The 18,027-nt window shown below is 41.0% G+C and carries 15 protein-coding genes; 5 read left to right on the top strand and 10 right to left on the bottom strand.

Annotated features, from left to right (window positions below):
- Positions 1 to 27: 27 nt before the first annotated feature.
- From WH223_RS03405 to WH223_RS03375, 7 genes are all read right to left on the bottom strand, one after another.
- The gene (locus tag WH223_RS03405; protein WP_340046126.1) at positions 28 to 1,926 is read right to left on the bottom strand and encodes a SusD/RagB family nutrient-binding outer membrane lipoprotein; all 1,899 of its coding nucleotides are present in this window, start codon (positions 1,924 to 1,926) and stop codon (positions 28 to 30) included.
- An 11-nt stretch (positions 1,927 to 1,937) separates the two neighbouring features.
- On the bottom strand, positions 1,938 to 5,183 hold the full coding sequence (locus tag WH223_RS03400) for a SusC/RagA family TonB-linked outer membrane protein (protein ID WP_340046125.1): 3,246 nt from the start codon (positions 5,181 to 5,183) through the stop codon (positions 1,938 to 1,940).
- Between the two features lie 270 nt (positions 5,184 to 5,453).
- The gene (locus WH223_RS03395) at positions 5,454 to 6,113 is read right to left on the bottom strand and encodes an N-acetylmuramoyl-L-alanine amidase (RefSeq protein ID WP_340046124.1); all 660 of its coding nucleotides are present in this window, start codon (positions 6,111 to 6,113) and stop codon (positions 5,454 to 5,456) included.
- Positions 6,114 to 6,180: 67 nt separating this feature from the next.
- Positions 6,181 to 7,821: a glycoside hydrolase family 10 protein gene (locus WH223_RS03390; protein ID WP_340046123.1), complete on the bottom strand. Its 1,641-nt coding sequence runs from the start codon at positions 7,819 to 7,821 to the stop codon at positions 6,181 to 6,183.
- Between the two features lie 66 nt (positions 7,822 to 7,887).
- On the bottom strand, positions 7,888 to 9,000 hold the full coding sequence (gene nagA / locus WH223_RS03385; protein ID WP_340046122.1) for an N-acetylglucosamine-6-phosphate deacetylase: 1,113 nt from the start codon (positions 8,998 to 9,000) through the stop codon (positions 7,888 to 7,890).
- A gap of 11 nt (positions 9,001 to 9,011) precedes the next feature.
- Entirely contained in the window at positions 9,012 to 10,115 is a 1,104-nt protein-coding gene (locus WH223_RS03380; RefSeq protein WP_340046121.1) for a toxic anion resistance protein, read from the bottom strand.
- 3 nt (positions 10,116 to 10,118) lie between these two features.
- The gene (locus tag WH223_RS03375) at positions 10,119 to 10,904 is read right to left on the bottom strand and encodes a hypothetical protein (RefSeq protein ID WP_340046120.1); all 786 of its coding nucleotides are present in this window, start codon (positions 10,902 to 10,904) and stop codon (positions 10,119 to 10,121) included.
- A gap of 236 nt (positions 10,905 to 11,140) precedes the next feature.
- On the opposite strand from WH223_RS03375, the gene WH223_RS03370 reads away from it, so the two are divergent.
- The 4 genes from WH223_RS03370 (at position 11,141) to WH223_RS03355 (ending at position 13,534) form a co-directional block, all read left to right on the top strand.
- The gene (locus tag WH223_RS03370) at positions 11,141 to 11,575 is read left to right on the top strand and encodes a low molecular weight protein-tyrosine-phosphatase (RefSeq protein WP_340046119.1); all 435 of its coding nucleotides are present in this window, start codon (positions 11,141 to 11,143) and stop codon (positions 11,573 to 11,575) included.
- Positions 11,576 to 11,645: 70 nt separating this feature from the next.
- The gene (locus tag WH223_RS03365) at positions 11,646 to 11,996 is read left to right on the top strand and encodes a hypothetical protein (protein WP_340046118.1); all 351 of its coding nucleotides are present in this window, start codon (positions 11,646 to 11,648) and stop codon (positions 11,994 to 11,996) included.
- A gap of 2 nt (positions 11,997 to 11,998) precedes the next feature.
- On the top strand, positions 11,999 to 12,766 hold the full coding sequence (locus tag WH223_RS03360; protein WP_340046117.1) for a peptidylprolyl isomerase: 768 nt from the start codon (positions 11,999 to 12,001) through the stop codon (positions 12,764 to 12,766).
- 3 nt (positions 12,767 to 12,769) lie between these two features.
- On the top strand, positions 12,770 to 13,534 hold the full coding sequence (locus tag WH223_RS03355; RefSeq protein ID WP_340046116.1) for an exodeoxyribonuclease III: 765 nt from the start codon (positions 12,770 to 12,772) through the stop codon (positions 13,532 to 13,534).
- Between the two features lie 53 nt (positions 13,535 to 13,587).
- Here the strand turns inward: WH223_RS03355 and WH223_RS03350 are convergent, their stop codons facing one another.
- Positions 13,588 to 14,274, bottom strand: a complete 687-nt coding sequence (locus WH223_RS03350; RefSeq protein ID WP_340046115.1) for a response regulator transcription factor — start codon at positions 14,272 to 14,274, stop codon at positions 13,588 to 13,590.
- A gap of 19 nt (positions 14,275 to 14,293) precedes the next feature.
- Positions 14,294 to 16,150: a HAMP domain-containing sensor histidine kinase gene (locus WH223_RS03345; protein WP_340046114.1), complete on the bottom strand. Its 1,857-nt coding sequence runs from the start codon at positions 16,148 to 16,150 to the stop codon at positions 14,294 to 14,296.
- Between the two features lie 364 nt (positions 16,151 to 16,514).
- On the opposite strand from WH223_RS03345, the gene WH223_RS03340 reads away from it, so the two are divergent.
- Entirely contained in the window at positions 16,515 to 16,955 is a 441-nt protein-coding gene (locus WH223_RS03340) for a hypothetical protein (RefSeq protein ID WP_340046113.1), read from the top strand.
- Between the two features lie 21 nt (positions 16,956 to 16,976).
- On the opposite strand, the gene WH223_RS03335 is transcribed toward WH223_RS03340, so the two are convergent.
- A complete protein-coding gene (locus tag WH223_RS03335) occupies positions 16,977 to 17,939 on the bottom strand; it encodes an isopenicillin N synthase family dioxygenase (RefSeq protein ID WP_340046112.1) in 963 nt (320 codons plus the stop codon).
- Between the last annotated feature and the right edge of the window lie 88 nt (positions 17,940 to 18,027).

The raw sequence follows: 18,027 nt of genomic DNA, 5'->3' as shown, positions 1-18,027 counted from the left end.
TTCTTTATAGCAAACATTATCAACTGATTATTCTTCAACATCCCACCATACGGGGTATGATATAATCGTTCTTGCAGCCGCCTCAGGGTTAGACGCTAGCCAATTTTCAGAATTATAATTCCGTTCATGGCTACATTGCTGAATGCGACGCGGCCAATAACGCACGTTTTTAGGATCATTGGAAGGATAACATTCTGCCGCCGCGGAGTTAAATTCAAAAGGTCTTCCAAAATCAGGATAAACCACGCCAAACTTAGCATCAGGTGCAGAGTAGTTGAATCTTCGCATATCATTCCAGTTCTGCATCGTCAACGACATCGCAATTTGTTTTTGCTGCATAATCTTTGCCATAGTCAGCTGACCTGCAGATTGTGCGACCGCAGCGCTATTCAAAAACGTCGTGATTTCTGTTTCAGATATGACCTGCTTTCCATAAACAGTCTGAAGATACCCCGCCAATCGTATATTCATAGCCTCCATATGTGCCCTAATACCGGCCTTATATGCCGTAAGCGCACCACCAGCATCTCCTTTTCTAAACAATGCTTCTGCTTTTATAAAACACATCTCATGATAAGGTAAAAGGTGAGCCGGAGCATCTGCACGGATATAAAAACTACCTGTTGAGTTCACATTGATAACCGTATTGTTGAATTTAGGATTTTCTAACGTCATCCCATTATAGCGATTTGCCAAATAGTTATCATTCTTATTATCTGCCATTAAAGCAATCCAATCAAAACGGTCTGAATATACAGATACATAAACAGAGTCTCCTTGACGAGGAACCGCCGTATTCGTCGTATACCAACGATTTAAAAAATCACCATTCCCACGCTGTGCTACGGTTGTTGCACGCACATAACCTGAAGGGTGCGATGTTGCAGGATCTTTACGTGCAGCCATTATTTCATAAGCTACAGGCCCACTATTGCTGCGGATATTAGAACCAATAAGATCAACTCCTTTAGACAAACGCCACTCCTTCTTGCCTGTTGTGCTACTGTAAAACTCAGCACTTGGAATAATCCGTGTAGCACGTGGGTCAACCACGCCAGAGCCCCCCGTAAAACTATTGGTCAATAAATCAGTATACCATTTCGTCATGCGATTTCCTGTCCCTCCCAAATTGCCATGCTGCATAGATCGTACAATTCCAGCAATATTTGTTGCCTCTGTATTAATTGCCAGCATTGTTGTATTATCATTATTTGAAGCAGGAGCCTTTTCTAATGCAGCTAAAATAGCATCTGGATCATAAAATGACTTCTTAGATAGGTTATTTAACCACCGAGCTTTAAGTCCGTATGCTAGTTTAATCCATTTCTGAGTATCTCCACCGTTCCAAACATCACCATTCGATAGTTTGGTTGCCGTCGCAGGCTGGGCTTTTGCCAGATTCTGAATCGCCTGCTCTAACATATCCAGGCAACCATAAAAAATTGTTTTTCCATCATCATACTTCGGCGATATATTAGCACTCAACGCCTCTGTATACGGGATTTCTCCATACAAATCCAACATTAACATAAATCCCCAAGCATGAATGAGCTGGGCTGCGCCAACATAATGCCAGGCCTCTTCGGCTTTTGCCTTCTCAATCATAGGCTCTAAATTGCCCGCCGTATAAACAAACCACGCCTGATATGGCCAAGTCGTAGAAGCTAAAGGAAAATCCCATCGCACGATGAGGTCGTTATTTGTCGATCCTGATATTTTAGTAATATTTTGTGTAATCCATGACGCTCTTGTGCCAGAAGACTCATAGGCGTCAACAAATTGCATCTGAATCGATCTTAATCTTAAATCTGGTGTAGGCACATTCTCATTTGCCTTCTTTGGATTTTCATTTACATCCAACCATTTGCTACAAGAAGAAAGGTTCAACAAGAGCAAAGCACCACATATATAAGCTAGTTTTTTCATGTTTTCTCTCTTTAAAAAGTTAAATTAAGTCCAAACGTAACCCCAGACAATGCTGGAATACCATTGTAATCAATACCTACGGAACTAGACCCTATTGCTCCAGAGCCAGCCGCTGACGTTTCTGGATCCATACCTTTATAGTTTGTCCACAGCCATAGATTCGTTCCTGTAACAGTAGCTGTCGCTCCTTTGATTCCTTTCACACGAGCAAGTATATCTCTTGGCAATGAATATGCTAAAGAAACGGTTCTCAGACGTAACCAATTGGTTTTTGTCATGTAGTTCGCTGACTCTAAATTATAGGCACTTTGCCAATAATAATTATTAATAACATTCTCGCCACTAACGCTTTGATTTCCGATTGGATACATTTTACCAACCTCATAATCAAAAGTCTTTACTTCTGAATAAGTAGGTACTTTCTTACCATCAGCACCTTGTGTTTCTCCTGTTTTCACAACCCCGGTAATAGAAAGCTTATCACGATCTGCCGAACGTGCACTCATACCATTACTCGTCATGTAGTAGTCCGTTCCATTATAAACATGTCCTCCAATTCGATAATCAAGTAAGAAGGAAAGATTCCAGTTTTTATATTGGAAATTATTATTTATACCACCAAAAAGTTTTGGCTCACGGTTTCCAATCTCATGCGTCACCAAACCATCCGATGTCGGCATACCAGATTCTGCATTCAAAACCAAGTGTCCATCAGGACTTCTTAACCACTGAGATCCAGAAATCCCCATAAAATTACCGCCATTGAAGGATGCTGCTTTAGCATTACCAACCTGAACATCGGTAACGTACAACACATCTAAACCAGGAGCTAAATCCGTAACACGACCTCGATTACCCGAAGTATTAATCATAATATCCCACGTAAAGTTTTCCTTTTTTATTGGCGTAGCCGTTAAACTCAGCTCCATCCCTTTATTGATAACTTTGCCCGCATTCATGTACATCAAAATATAGCCAGTCGTCTGACTTGTTCTAGGCTGCATCAACTGATTTCTACTTTCGTTTTGGTAATACGTAATATCCAAGCCTAAACGATTTTTAAAGAATTTTAAGTCTAAACCATACTCTTGAGAAATGGTTCTTTCTGGTTTTAACTCTTTATTTCCTCGCAACCAATCATTACGAACTCCAACTCCCGTTCCGCCACCAAATAAAGTATACTCCGCCGGATTCACCACATATGTGTTCGTCACATAGGGATCGGTATCTTTACCTACACCTGCCGCTGCCGCACGAATTTTACCATAGGATAGAATATTATTTTCTGGGATAAATTTGGAGAAAATAAAACTTCCCGAAATAGATGGATAGAAGTAGGAGCGATTTTCGATTGGCAAAGTAGAGGTCCAATCGTTACGTCCCGTCACCGACAAATACGCAAAATCTTTATATGCCGTCCTAAATTCTCCAAAAACACCAATTAGGCGATTTCTATTTAATGACTGGGCTGCATCTCTATCGATAAGGGCTGTATTGGTATACACATAGAATTCAGGAATAATAAAATTCCAAGACTTACGCCCATTATAATCAACCCGTGTTTGCTCCGCCGAAGTTCCCAACATTAAATTCATGTCGAAATCACCAAACTTCTTCTTGAAGTTGGTCATAAAGTTGGAACTAAGAAACTCAAATGTGCGATCATTTTCTGACAAGAGCCCTTTCTGATAAATTAAAGAAATACCAGACCCCGGAGCAGAGAAACGATCGGTTGTATTCGTGTAGCGATCAAGGCCAAGGGTATAATTAATGTCCCACCATTCCGTGATATCAACACTAGCCTTTACACTACCTGTAAAACGCTGTGTTTTATCTTTTTTAGTCATCCTATTTGATATCCAATATGGATTATCAAAATCATCAGGCACCAACAACCAGTTGAACGGACGAAATTTCTTTCCCTCTTCATTCAACCAATGTTGCATATCCATGTCTCTTGGCCAAATAAAAGCACCTTGTACGGCTCCTGCTCCGTTAGTATTGTAAAGACCTCCAGAGGTTAGTGTCCCCAATTGATCAGCAACAGAATAAGCGGCATTAGCAGCTAATTTTAAAGCTCCATAAGTCTGTTGCGCATTAAACCGAAACGTAGATTTGCTATACTCAGAGTTTGGAATAATCCCATTTTGCCGGAAGTCTGATGCAGAAAAATAAAAATTACTGTTTTTTGAACCACCAGATAGGTTGACCGAATTATCCCACGTGGAAGACGCTTTAAAGAAGTCTTTCATGTTATCATAACTAGTCTCCCCCGGAGCAAACTTAGCTCCCCAAGATCCCATTGTAGCAGTAGCATCCCCCTCTTGCAGGTTACCATTTTGTTGATAAGCTCCCCTTTTATAGGTATTCTGTTGCTCTGGCAATCGATTAGCCCAATTGGAAACAAACCTAGAATTTACACCAATTGAAGCTTTACCTTCTTTTCCACTTTTCGTCGTTATTAATACCACACCTGCCGAAGCACGCGCACCATACAAAGCAGCAGCAGCAGGTCCTTTCAATACCGAAACATTTTCGATATCCTCAGGGTTAATATCCATGACGCGGTTACTATACGTACCATTTGTACGTTGCCCTCCATCAAAACCACTATCGCCATTTATATTGGTATCATTATTATAAATGACACCATCAACTACGAATACAGGCTGATTATCACGCTCCAAGGAAGTACCTCCACGCAAAATGATACTAGCGCCAGCTCCCGCACCACCACTAGTCTGTGTCACGTTGACCCCAGCAATTTTACCCGCTAAGGAGTTAATAATATTTGCTGTCTTGTTTTTCATAAGCTCTTCACTACCCAAATCCTGAGCAGCATAACCTAATGCGCGACGCTCCCGCTTAATCCCCATTGCGGTCACAATAACCTCTTCCAAGTCCGTTTCCCCCACCTTTAACACGACATTGTGGCTCGCCCCTGAGACGACAAGCTCATGTGAAACATAACCGAGACTACTAAAACGAAGCCGATCCCCGACAGCCGCATTAATTGAATAAACACCACTCCCATCCGTTTGAACAGATTGGGATTTACCAAGCACAGTAACGGTAACGCCCGCCAATGGCCCCTTGCTATCCCGAACAACACCCCGTACAGACTGTTGCTCTTCTTTGGTTTTGGAAAATTCGGTCTTCAGCGGATTACTAAGCCGCAAAGCAATAGCCTCCTTAGCTGCAAGCGCAGGATAACTGACCGTTCCCAAAGCAATAGAAAACATTAATGCTTTTCTCATTGTTTCGATTTTAATAAGTGATTATTTAGTTATTGGTTAGCCCTCCTAAAGCCAATAGATGACCTTAAGAACAACTTCTCTATAATTTGACTTACACCCTGTATAGCACAGGAAATTAATTAGTTACACAATACTAAGGGTTTTTAAACAACAATGCAACAAATTGCAGTATTATTTTTGCAAAAAGAATGAAAAAGCTAAATAATCGCCTATTATAAGACGATAAAACAGAAATAAATGCATAAAAACGCGTAAAAACGCAACAAAACCCTAGGGCTGAATTGTCAATTTGGAAGGCAAGGCCAATGCTTCACGCAGGCGTTTCATAAAGGAATCTCCAGGATCGGACTTCCCCGTAATGTAACTTGGATCGGTTTCTTTCCACCATTTCGTATCCTTAAATTGTTGATACTCGTGGTGTCCAATTACATAACTTATTTTGTACTTCGCCATGAGGTAGCGAATTAAAACTGTATTCGCAGCAAGCTGCTCGTCTGTCAAAGGTCGACGAGCGGAACCTATATTTTCAATACCAATAGCACAGTAATTTAAGCCAATAACATGCCTAGCAAACGTAGTTTCAGGAAGCAATTGAAAAATGGTGCCATCGCGTGCAATTAAAAATTGTGCGGAAACATTCAATGGGCTCGCCTTTTGCAAATTTGGACGCGCAGGAAGTCGAACCGGATTAAAAGTGCTGAAAGTTTTGTCCACCGACAACACATCGGTCCAATGGACAACAATAATTTGGGGCGTTATTTGTGCCTTATCCTGCGTTAAACCATGACGCTCTTTAAGATAGGTTAAAGACAAAGCTTCTCGCTCGGCATCCCATAAAATTGGTCGCTGAACAATAAAAGGTCTTTCCTGCCCAAAAAGCGCAAAGCTATACACCAACAAGAAAGCCAAAACCAAGCTACGATACCCCATACAAAAACAAAACTACCTAAAAATCTTAGGTAGTTTCGTAATATATTCGCGATATTTTAACTAGAGATTACTTAACTTTCTTAGCTACGTATTCACCTTCGTTACTCAATCGGTCAATCGCACGCACCGCAATCGCCTGCAATTTCTTTCCGTCTTTTACTGTTGGAAATCCTTTTTCCGTTTGCGATGGATCTAAAATTTCATATTCCCAAACATTGCCATATTGTGCGTAAACAACCCAGTGGAACACTTTTTCAGGCTGCTTATGCAACCATTTAGCGAAAACACTGCTACGCTCTGGCGTCAACAATAAAGTTGGAGCTAGCACAGGGCTTGTTTGCAACCATGGCGTACGTGGCACCAAAGCCAACTCTTTATACGGACCATTGCGAAGCGCCTCTGTCATTGCTGGACTCTTCGTTAAACCAGCGATGCTCCAGTGCACCTCTCCAGGACTATTTGGAACAATCTCACGTGTAGCCTTTACTTGGTTAACAATCTCTTGTGGACGGTTCGAAGAACGAACCTCAACCGTATTTAATCCTGGCCATAAATGACGCTGATGTGTATTCTCTGATTGCCACCATTTCAATAATGCAGGGAAGCTCTGTTTTGCGGGCTCAATCGGCCAATATAACTGAGGTGTGAAGTAATCAACCCAACCTTTGTTTAACCATAGTTTAGCATCGGCATAAAGCTCATCATACTGTGAAGACCCTGTTATCCCTGCTGGATAACCCGGTTTCCAAATCCCAAATGGACTCAAACCAAACTTAACATAATTCTTCTCTGCCTTTATTTCTTTATAAACACGTTCAATAAAACGGTTTACATGATCACGTCTCCAATCGCCACGCGACAGATTGCCTCCTGTATTTTTGTAAGCAGCCCAACTTTGGTTATCCGGGAAGTCAGCTCCACCATTATACTCGGCATAAGGATAGAAATAATCATCAAAATGAACACCATCAATATCATAACGTTTAACGATATCTAGCACAACTTTAGCTGCATGGTCTTGTGTATTACTATTTGCTGGATCAAACCAATACATCCCATTTTTCAAACGAACGACCATATCAGGGGCTTTTTTAACCATCGACTCGCTCGTTACCGCTCCTCCAGCAGAGTGGTGTGCTCTGTATGGATTTAGCCAAACATGAAGTTCCAAACCACGCTTATGTGCTTCTGTAACCCAAAACTCTAAAGGATCATAAAAAGGAGTCGGCTGTTTACCAATTTGTCCCGTAAGGAAATAAGACCAAGGCTCGTGTGGACTGTTGTACAAAGCATCACCCGATGGTCTAACCTGAAAGATAACAGCATTGAAATTATTGTCTTTCAAAAAATCAAGTAAAGCAATAGCTTCTCTTTTTTGAGACTCAGTATTGAAATTATTCTTCGTTGGCCAGTTTATATTTGCAACTGTAGCAACCCAAGCACCACGAAACTCGCGCGTAACAACAGGGAGATTAGCTTTAATAAACTCATCTTCTACTGGCTTTACAGTAGCAGGCTGAACGAGCACCGGCTGAGCGGTATTTGCCTTATCAGTATTCGTCGTAACACCTGTCGCTGTATTATTCACGACTGCTGTAGAAACCAAAACTTTATTGGTAGACTTATTCTTGCGAGAGCCACAAGAAAACATTACAGTAGAAAGCATTAATGCTGCAAATGCCGCTGCTTTAATCGGTTTTAATATCATATCAGGCAAAACTACAATTTTTTAGCAAGATTTCGACGAATAGCGTCGCCTGTTATTCGTATCCTGCTAAACGACTTCTTTCCCGTGAAAATAAACCGTTCTAACGGTAAAATCCTTATTAAAGACAAGCACATTTGCCGTTGTTCCGCCCTGGAGACTTCCAATGTTTGCCTGCCCAATTAGTGCCGCAGGATAAACAGTGGCCATACGTATAGCCTCATCCAAAGGAATTCCAACCTGCTCAACGCAGTTTTTTACAGCCCCCAAAAGGGTCAATGCCGAGCCACTAAGCGTGCCATCAGGCAATGTGAAATGATCATCCTGTCGCACATGCTGGTAAGGGCCACTCGAGCAAGCGCCTACCGCATCGGTAATAAGAAATAGTCGTTCGCCAAGCAATTGCTTACTCAATCGCACGACCTCATAATTAACATGTATACCATCGACCACAATAGATGCGCGCACGTTGGCATCACGAAAAATAGCACCAGGCAACCCTGGTTCACGATGGTGTAAACCAGACATCGCATTCCACAGATGTGTAGCTGCTTTTATGCCTTTCGCAAATGCAGTAAGACCTTCCGCATAAGTAGCAGTACTATGTCCCGCACTTACTAAAACCCCTGCGTCCAACAATAATTGTAGACAGTCGTCATCCAACAACTCCGGCGCCACCGTCATCATCCGCACAGCCCCTTCCGCGTCGGCTAACAAATCCTGAATAGCTGCACGCTGAGCTTTGACAATCAATTCTTCCGGATGAGCACCGCGTTTTTGGGCATTTAAGAAAGGACCTTCCAAGTGCAATCCAATGGCCACAGAAGAACGAGCGGCCAAGAACACGGCAATAGCTTCTTTAAAGAGTGCCAAACTATTCGTCGCTAAAGTCAACAAATAACTTGTACACCCTTGTGCTAATAGCTGCTGATCGATATGATGTACAGCTGCTTCACGGAGATCCGCAGAAAACAAGTCTGTTCCTGTTCCATAGATTTGTAAATCAATTAGACCGGGACAAATATTTGCACCATCTACGTCTACAATTTCATAATCGTCCGGAACAGCATGCCGCGGAAAAATACCATGAATATGTTGCCCATGAATTAACAAGGCTTGCCCTATAAAATTATCCGAACCCGTATAAATATGTCCGTTTACTAAAGCAATCTTATTTCTCATGGCTATCCGTTTTAGTTTATCAATTTATGATCTTCTCCAGAAGTTTTTAAAAGATTTGTCTTCAATTCATTCTCTGCTTGAATCAATTCTTGTTCAACTACTTTACGCTTCTCACGACCATCACGCTGAATCTGTAATACCTGTTCAATAGTGGATACTATATCTTGATTAGCCTTTTTAATCGTTTCGATATCTACGATACCGCGTTCCGTTTCTTTGGCAATATTAATAGTTGACTCCTTCAGCATCTCAGAATTTCGACGCAACAGTTCATTCGTCGCATCCGTAACCGCCTTTTGTGCTTCCAATGCACGTTGAGAATGAGCAATACCCAAAGTCAATACCATCTGGTTTTTCCATAAAGGAATGGTGTTAACCAAAGAAGACTGGATTTTCTCCATTAAAGCAGAGCTGTTGTTCTGAATCAAGCGAATTTGTGGAGCCGTTTGCAGAACCACCATACGTGTTAACTTCAAATCGTGCACCTTACGCTCAAAACGTACCACATGCTGCTCCATATCTTTATAAGCTTGAATTTTATGCTGATCACCCGAGCTTTCTGCTTCTTGCTTCAGAGCAGGCAAAGTTACAGCATGTGCCTCCTTCAGCTTCTCTTCACCGGCAGCAATATAGAGCGTAAGCTCTTGAAAGTAACCTTGGTTCTCTACGAAAAGCTTATCAAAAATATTGACATCCTTCGCTAAGCTCTGATAATGACCTTCTAACTTAAGCTCTATTTGATGAATATTTTTCTCTACAGACTGGTATTCAGTACGCAGGCGCTGCAACTTCTTCTTGAAATTATCAAAAAAAGGAATCAACGGTTTTTTATTCAAATTTGCATCAAAAGCCTTAACATCAGTGCGTAAATTCAATAAAATATCTTCTGCTCCACCCATATCCTTGGTGCGCACTTGCTTTAAAATCTCATTCGAGAAATTACTCACTTTACTTTGACTGCCTACACCATACTGAATAACATTCGTCGTAGACGTCAAATCAATTTTATCTTTATGCTGCTTGATTACGGCCTGTTCTTCTGCCGTAAACTGTACAGAAACTGCGTCCTTCTTTTCTTCGTTATCATCAAACGCGATAGGTTCCAAATTAGCCATAACTTAATCTTTTAAGAGGTTTCTATTTTTTAATGTTTGGATATATACATCTGTTTCAGCGGAAACATCCAATATACCCGACTGAAATTGGTTGGTCACTTCTTGCTCTATCGCAATCACTGCCTGACCGATAACTTGTTCCAGCTTCTTCATTGAAGCTGCTGTTACCGAATTATTTAAAGCTGAATTTTCAATCTCATCATACTTCATCAGCACATTAACCACCGTAGCATGACGTACCAAAAACTTGTCTGCTTCCATCCGGTCATTCCGCTCTAACAGCTGAAACAACCGTATTATCTTATCAATATTTTTGCGAATCGCAATATTTTCTATCTCCTCCCTCCAATGCAATAAACGATCAATAAAAAGTTGAGGTGTATCTAAATTTGAGACCGAAAGTAACAAAGGGTCGCGATAGCCAACTTTAGGAATCCATCCTAAAGGTCTGATTTCAGCAAGCTCTAAGCGCTGTAAGTAAGGCTTAGCCCGATTCAAAAGCATCCCATTTCCGATAACATACGCGGCAATATACCCACCGAAAGTAAGCAACAAAGCCGGCGACATAGCGCCCACAAAAAACACAAAAGAAGCCAACAGGCCTATCTCAATCAGTATAAAAGCTATCGCAGAGGCATACCAAGAGCGTATTTTACTCTTATGTGCCTGCGCAAGCATGACGAAAGGAAAAATATGAATCGGAAAAGGAATGAATAGCGCAATGGAGATAAAAGTCCATGTAAGCTTCTGTAATTCCCATTTTTTCGTCTTCTTCGTAGCAAATCCCATGCTGCAATTTAATTATTTTTTTAATTCCTGAATACATTGCTAAAAACAATTCTTATGCCCACGCTATTTTTTAAGAACCCAAAAGAATAAATAGATCTTTATCAATCAGCATAAAATCTATAAAAGCAGTAGTATCACCATTGAAAAGCACGAATAATAGCGGCAAATTCTATGTATATTCGCATATAATGCGCCTTAGTACAGAAGGTGACTATATGGAAATAAAACCCTAAAAAATGAAGATATTAATGGTATGCTTAGGCAACATTTGTCGTTCGCCATTGGCACATGGCATTCTAGCACATCAAGCAGCAGAAGCAGGATTAAATTGGGAAATTGACTCCGCCGGAACTGGAGATTGGCATATTGGGCAAGCGCCCGACAAACGCTCTATCGCAGTAGCCCAAAAATATGGAGTAGACATCTCTGAACAGCGTGCCCAGTGGTTTGAGCATCATCTTTTCGCCGCATACGACCACATCCTGGTGATGGACAAAAACAACTACCGTGATGTAATTGCGCAGGCGAAAACAGAAGATGACCGTCAAAAAGTACAGCTATTCCTAACGGAAGGTGAAGTTCCAGACCCTTACTTTGACAGCAACCTATTTGACCCTGTTTACCAACTGATTGAACAACGCTGTAAAGAATTGATAAAGAAGCTATCGTAAAGGAAAACAGGATTATTGCTTTCGCACAACCGTATCTTGTCCATATTTTTCTACTTTTGTTTTTACAGATATGAAAGCATCAGAAATAAATAGAAAATGGTCTGAACTCCAAAAAGCGGTAGTTAAAGACTTTGATACAGAAGCGCCCGATATAAAAATCATGCTATTTTTAATCGGCGTACAGGAGTTGGGCAAAGGTCCACAAACATTCTCGAAACGACAGAAGGAGGAACTTATGCATATTGCAAATTGTCGTCTGTTTAGTGAAATGGGATTTTATGAATTGAGAGGACTAGACGAAGAAGGCTGGCCACACTGGGAGCTTATCAAGCCTATTCCAAACTACACCCTTCTAGAGCAAGAAATGATTATGAAATCCTTAATCGTTGATTATTTTAGTAGCATCTACACATTTACATAACCATGATTCAAAAGAAACTAAAGAACATCCTTTTAACCGCATTGGGTATGCTTTTATCGGCCTCCCTTTTTGCGCAAAAGCCAATATACCACTACGTCAACATCCAAACGGATAAAGGACAGTGTCTACTCCGTTTATATAACGAAACGCCGAAACACCGCGATAACTTTATTAAGTTGGTAAAAGCAGGCTTCTACAACGACCTTTTATTCCACCGTGTTATTAATCATTTTATGGTGCAAGGTGGTGATCCCGATTCGCGTACAGCTACCTCCGGACAAGCGCTAGGTGAAGGTGGGCCTGACTACAAGATTCCTGCGGAAATCCAAGACGGATTGTTCCATAAAAAAGGAACGATTGGCGCAGCACGCGACAATAACCCGGAGAAAGAATCGTCCGCATCTCAATTTTACTTAGTAGAAGGACGTGTGTTTAGCGAGGCAGGATTAGACTCCCTAGAAACAGGCCGTATGAAAGGTAAAAAGTTTTCAGCAGCACAAAGAGCGGCATATACAAGCATCGGCGGTACGCCTCACCTAGACGGCAACTACACCGTATTTGGTGAGCTTATGAATGGTATCCCAACGATAGACGCCATTGCTGTCGTGAAAACCGATGCGCTGGATCGTCCTTTGGAAGATGTGAAAATGAACATGTCCCTACTAACAAAACGCGAAGCTTCAAATATCGAAAGAGAAGCTGCTGGGTTAAAGCCTAAAACAGGCTTCTTCACTAAGATAGCAGACCTTTTCTCCTCAAAAGAGTATTAATACATGAAAATAGTTTCTTACAATGTAAACGGCTTAAGAGCCGCCTTGAAAAAAGACTGGCTGGGATGGCTTAAAGAAGAAAGCCCTGATGTAGTGTGCCTACAAGAAATAAAAGCAACACCGGATCAAATTCCGGAAATTGCACTTCTTGAAGAAATGGGCTACGAGCACTATTGGTATCCTGCACAAAAAAAAGGCTACAGCGGAACAGCAATCTTCACGAAAATAACACCTAAACAAGTCGTCTACGGATGTGGCCATGAAGACTACGACTTTGAAGGACGCATGATACGTACGGATTTTGATGATCTATCTGTTATGAGTGTCTATTTCCCTTCGGGCACCACAGGTGATGCACGTCAAGATTTTAAATATCGCTTTTTAGCTGATTTTCAAGAATACAGCAATAAGCTCTTATTGGAAAAACCGAACCTTATCATTTCGGGGGATTACAACATCTGTCACCGTGCAATCGATATCCACAATCCGAAGTCAAATGCGAACAGCTCTGGCTTTCTTCCTGAAGAACGCGAATGGATGGAAAACTTCATCAACTCTGGTTATATCGATTCTTTCCGTCACCTTAATCCAGAGCCCCACAACTACTCGTGGTGGAGCTATAGAGCTGGCGCACGCGCACGCAACTTAGGCTGGCGTATCGACTACAACCTCGTGTCGGAAGGATTAAGAGACCGCATCGAAAGCAGTGCAATACGTCCACAAGCCGTACACTCAGACCACTGTCCAATAGTGGTTACACTAAAATAAAAAAAGCTCAGCAGTTAATCACTGCTGAGCTTTTTTACGCTATCGTGAAGCTATTAACTCACTAATAATTTATAGCCTTTTCCGTGTACATTCACAATCTCCACATTAGGATCTTCCTTCAAATACTTACGTAGTTTACTCAAGAACACGTCCATACTACGGCCTGTAAAATAGTTGTCGTCATGCCAAATCTTAACCAGAGCTTCCTCTCTCGTCAATACATCATTTTTATTCAAGCACAACAAGCGTAGCAACTCAGCCTCTTTGGTAGAAAGCTTCTGCTGTTGTCCTTTATAAGAAATAACCTGACTGGTGTAGTCAAAGAAGTAACTACCGATTTCAAATTTATCAACGACTACCTCATCGCTATCTTTAGCCACCCTTTTCAGGAGTGCATTGATACGCAATAAAAGCTCCTCCACACGAAAAGGCTTTGTGATGTAATCATCACCACCCAATTCGAAGGCCTGCGTCTTATCTTCCATCATACCTTTAGCTGTAGCATAGATAATAGGAACCGTTTTGTCTAATTTGCGCACATCTTTACCCAAAGAAAAACCATCTTTCTTCGGCATCATGACGTCAAAAATACATAGATCAAATTTCTCTTTACGGAAAACCCCTAAAGCCTCTTCTCCATCCTGACAAAGGGTAACATCAAATTTGCCCTTTAATTCTAAATAATCCTTTAAGAGTTCGCCTAAATTAGGATCGTCTTCGGCTAGTAATATCTTTTGCATACGTATAAGCTTTTACGTGTTACTGGTTTTCTATTTTTTGATTCTTCAACGGGAAAGACAACTCAAATACAGTGCCTTTATCTTTCTCACTCTTCACTTGAATTTTTCCGTTCAGTCGTTTTACAATATCATTCACATAGCTCAAGCCCAGACCAAAGCCTTTCACATTATGTACATTACCGGTAGGAATACGGTAAAACTGATCAAAGATTTTCTCTTTCTGATCTTTCGTCATCCCCATCCCTTTATCAGCAACAGTGATGACAATACTATGCCTCACATTTATCGTTTTAACGGTGATATCAGGGGCTCCACTACTATACTTTATGGCGTTATCAACTAAGTTAAAGAATACATTGGAAAGATGCAATTCATCGCCGGTCACCAGGTCATCCATAGCCTCGATATCCATCTGCAATGCGCCGCCCGCCTTCTGAAGCTGTAGCTGCATGCTATCCAACACTCCGACTACCAAAGCATTAAGACGTACATCCACCATCTCCATTTTTAAATTCTCTTTCTCTAAGCGCGCAATATTTAAGACACGTTCAATATGATTACCCAAACGTACATTCTCTTCATAGATGATATTTGCTAAGCGGTTTACGCGTTTTTCATCAGAGGCGATCTCCGGATCACGCAAAGACTCACTAGCAATCATAATAGTCGCCACCGGCGTCTTAAACTCATGCGTCATGTTGTTCATGAAATCGGTCTTCATTTCCGAAATTTTCTTCTGTCTGAAAATAATCGTTAATGTATAAGCAAAAGCACCAATCAGCAAGGCCAACAAAGCAAACATAGGAAGCATTAAGTAGCTCATCCGATCACGTATAACAGATGACTTATTCGGAAAATACACCGAAAAAAGACCTGGAGAACTGCCTAAGTCATTCTCAAATAGTTTCGTGCTGTAGCGAGCAACGTTGGTATCGGCCTTTGGCGACTTACTACGCATGGTTTCATAAACGATAGCCAGCTGATTATCACGCACCTCAATATTAAAAGGAGCATAAATCTCACGCTTTGCCAATTCAGCCTCTAGCTCAAGCTTTAAATATTGAATATTAACACGGTCACGAAATGGACGCTTCGCCAACTCCATTCCAAACTCTACATCTTGCAAAATATGGCGACTTTTACCACCAATAATAGCCAAAGTATCAAACAGATTCTCTGCGCCAGCAAACTGCTGCGAATTTAAACGAATGAGCTCTTGCTCTAAAGCATGCAATTCAAATGCTATTTTAGCATCAACACGCGCAATCAGGGCTGCCGTCTGTATCGCATATACACGTCCACTACGGATATGAGGAATCACAAAGCGCGTGCTATCGTCCCTCGCTGGGACCATAGGAATCTGCTTCTTGGCTGTAAGCTCAATACGTGTATCAACAAAATCTTCATCAACCTGCTCCGCACGAACATCAAAATTGATTAAATCCTGATAACGCTTACGCTTAATGTAGGTTTCATAAAAAGAGTTGTTCACGAAAATCGCATTCGGATAACGCGCCTTTAGGTCGTCCTCATACTCCTTATACTGCTGCTGATAATCAAACTGCTGAATTTGTAGCTTTTTGATACGCTCTTGTATTTTTATCTGCTGGGCAAGAAGTTCCTCTTTGCGCTGTCTCTTTTCTTGGTCGGCTTTATATTTCTGCTGACTAATACGCTCCTGCTCTTGCGCAAATTCAACAATTTCACGCTTCTCAATTTTACCAGAAACTGCCGTTAAAGAAGCCTTCACCGCCTCATCAAATAATTGAGATTTCTGCTTATACGACTCCCGTACAAAATAGTATTGCATAGCCATTACACCCAACAGGGCGATGGACATCAACCATATAATAAGAGAGATACTACGCTTCTTCATTGCCTACAAAAATAAACACGCTATTCATTCAAACCCTTGTTTTAACACAATTTAACAGCGGTTGTAGTCGCCAAGCTCCTATAACCACCTCCAAAACAGACATTTCAACGTCCATCGCACCTTTATTATGACAGCATAATACGAATTTATTCGCTATTCCTGCATGAATAAGCAGCATTGCAAACAAATATATTAAACGCCCCAACAATTAACCTCACGAAAAGCTGTCTACACAAAATGAAAGCCCCTTTTCACCCTATTTAAAGGAATGCAGAAGTCATTTTAAAATTTAACATTTTTAACACTTTAGGAAAATAAACCTTTACTTTTCACCCCCGTCTAAGACAAGATAAACTACCACATTATGAAAAGGTTATTGATAACGAACTTGGTATTTTTATTTCTCCTAACGAATGCCTTTGCACAAGGAGCAGATGTATATACTGAGCTTTTCGCTAAAATAGACAAAAGGCCACTAAACAAGCCAATGAGCAATAGCTACCTCATTGAGCCACTAGACTCGTTACTACGTTTTCGTAATCCCATATCTCCCATTGATATCCCAACAGCAAAGCCGCTATACTATTACCAGCTGCTAACGCCGACAAAAATACTCACAGGAAAAGGATTAAGCCCCATGCCTGGCACCGAGAAGCTCGATGCAATGAATCAAAAGCTCGACTCCCTGACGCAGAAGAATAAAATAATAAAGATTAAAACCTTCCCTACCAAAGAAGAAATTAAGAAAAAAGATTTATCCATTAGCGCAAAGCAAACAGATAAGAAGAAAAAAGCCAGCACTTAAAATTTGCTGGCTTTTCTTTTATTACATTTTAAGGCCGATTTCGCGAAGACGCTCATCTAAATATTGACCTGCTGTATAATCTTCATATACCTTTGGATAAGCTTCCGACACACAAGAGTCTAAACTTGCTAAATTCATCGCCGCTTTAGGGTGCAAGAAGAAAGGAACAGAAAAACGTGACGTTTTCATCAACTCACGAGGTGGGTTAACCACACGGTGGGTTGTTGATTTCAACTTGTTATTCGTCAAACGCTGCAACATATCACCTACGTTAACAACGATATCTTCACCCTTAGCTTTGATTGGGAACCAATCACCTTCTTTTGTCATCACCTCAAGTCCATCCGCGCTAGCGCCAATAAGAAGTGTAATCAAATTGATATCCTCATGTGCTCCAGCACGAACAGCATCTGGAGAAAGAGCATCTGGATTTTCAATCGGGAAGTAATGGATAGCACGTAGAATAGAATTCCCGTTAATCACATATTGCTCGAAATAGTCTTCTTCCAACTCCAAGTAAGTAGCAATAGCTTTCAACAAATTACGACCTGCGTCTTCCAATTTCTTGTAGATCTCTGCTGTTACTTCATTAAAACGAGGTAACTCCGCTACTAATGGGTTATCTGGAAAATCAACCTTACTGTATTCCTCGCCAACGATGGTCTGCCCACGCTGCCAGAATTCTTTTAAATCCGGGGTGCTCGCATCTTTAGCTTTCTCCTTACCTTTCACCGTGTAACCACGTTGTCCTGCAAGTTCTGGAAACTCATATTTCAACTTCGTTGCTTCGTCTTGCTCAAAGAAAGCTTTCACAACAGCATAAAGCTCATTGATTAATTCTGGGCTAAGGCCATGATTTGCGATGGTCACAAAACCAGTCTCATTGAATGCCTTTCCAATATCTTGCGCAAATTGATGACGCTGCTCTGAGGTTCCCTCAGTATACTGCAAAAGGTCTAATCGTGGAATATTTACTAATGCCATAATTCTTCTTATTTTACACACAAAGGTAAAGCAATATTTATAGCATCTACATAATTCATGTTTACAACGTTTTCCACAAAACACATAA

It is taken from the genome of Sphingobacterium sp. MYb382 (assembly GCF_037572665.1).
GTDB lineage: Bacteria > Bacteroidota > Bacteroidia > Sphingobacteriales > Sphingobacteriaceae > Sphingobacterium.
This window is presented reverse-complemented; position numbering and strand designations above follow the sequence as displayed.

What these genes read in the sequence shown, in the direction of transcription:
- WH223_RS03405 (WP_340046126.1), bottom strand. Translation starts at nt 1,926, where the DNA reads ATGAAAAAACTAGCTTATATATGTGGTGCTTTGCTCTTGTTGAACCTT.
- WH223_RS03400 (WP_340046125.1), bottom strand. Translation starts at nt 5,183, where the DNA reads ATGAGAAAAGCATTAATGTTTTCTATTGCTTTGGGAACGGTCAGTTAT.
- WH223_RS03395 (WP_340046124.1), bottom strand. Translation starts at nt 6,113, where the DNA reads ATGGGGTATCGTAGCTTGGTTTTGGCTTTCTTGTTGGTGTATAGCTTT.
- WH223_RS03390 (WP_340046123.1), bottom strand. Translation starts at nt 7,821, where the DNA reads ATGATATTAAAACCGATTAAAGCAGCGGCATTTGCAGCATTAATGCTT.
- nagA (WP_340046122.1), bottom strand. Translation starts at nt 9,000, where the DNA reads ATGAGAAATAAGATTGCTTTAGTAAACGGACATATTTATACGGGTTCG.
- WH223_RS03380 (WP_340046121.1), bottom strand. Translation starts at nt 10,115, where the DNA reads ATGGCTAATTTGGAACCTATCGCGTTTGATGATAACGAAGAAAAGAAG.
- WH223_RS03375 (WP_340046120.1), bottom strand. Translation starts at nt 10,904, where the DNA reads ATGGGATTTGCTACGAAGAAGACGAAAAAATGGGAATTACAGAAGCTT.
- WH223_RS03370 (WP_340046119.1), top strand. Translation starts at nt 11,141, where the DNA reads ATGAAGATATTAATGGTATGCTTAGGCAACATTTGTCGTTCGCCATTG.
- WH223_RS03365 (WP_340046118.1), top strand. Translation starts at nt 11,646, where the DNA reads ATGAAAGCATCAGAAATAAATAGAAAATGGTCTGAACTCCAAAAAGCG.
- WH223_RS03360 (WP_340046117.1), top strand. Translation starts at nt 11,999, where the DNA reads ATGATTCAAAAGAAACTAAAGAACATCCTTTTAACCGCATTGGGTATG.
- WH223_RS03355 (WP_340046116.1), top strand. Translation starts at nt 12,770, where the DNA reads ATGAAAATAGTTTCTTACAATGTAAACGGCTTAAGAGCCGCCTTGAAA.
- WH223_RS03350 (WP_340046115.1), bottom strand. Translation starts at nt 14,274, where the DNA reads ATGCAAAAGATATTACTAGCCGAAGACGATCCTAATTTAGGCGAACTC.
- WH223_RS03345 (WP_340046114.1), bottom strand. Translation starts at nt 16,150, where the DNA reads ATGAAGAAGCGTAGTATCTCTCTTATTATATGGTTGATGTCCATCGCC.
- WH223_RS03340 (WP_340046113.1), top strand. Translation starts at nt 16,515, where the DNA reads ATGAAAAGGTTATTGATAACGAACTTGGTATTTTTATTTCTCCTAACG.
- WH223_RS03335 (WP_340046112.1), bottom strand. Translation starts at nt 17,939, where the DNA reads ATGGCATTAGTAAATATTCCACGATTAGACCTTTTGCAGTATACTGAG.